1 protein-coding gene is annotated in these 339 nt (G+C 52.2%); it reads left to right on the top strand.

The annotated features are described in order from the left end of the window. A partial coding sequence (locus KDM89_RS20830; protein WP_463322641.1) for a lipoyl synthase occupies positions 1-339 on the top strand: 339 nt, incomplete at both ends.

Genomic DNA, 339 nt, shown 5'->3' with positions numbered 1-339 from the left:
ACCGCGCCTGTACAAAGAAGCGCGTCCTGGCTCTGATTACGAATATTCGCTGAACCTGCTGAAGCGCTTCAAGGAACAGCATCCGCATGTACCGACCAAATCCGGCATCATGGTCGGACTCGGTGAAACCGATGAAGAAGTACTGCAAGTCATGCGCGATATGCGCGCGCACAACGTCGATATGCTGACCATAGGCCAGTATCTGGCACCAAGTGGTCACCACTTACCAGTACGTCGCTACGTGCATCCTGATGTATTCAAAATGTATGAAGAAGAAGCATATAAAATGGGCTTTGCCCATGCAGCGGTCGGTGCGATGGTGCGTTCGAGCTACCATGC

This window comes from Cognatundibacterium luofuense, assembly GCF_018139685.1.
GTDB classification, from domain to species: domain Bacteria; phylum Pseudomonadota; class Gammaproteobacteria; order Burkholderiales; family Burkholderiaceae_D; genus Undibacterium; species Undibacterium luofuense.
This window is presented reverse-complemented; position numbering and strand designations above follow the sequence as displayed.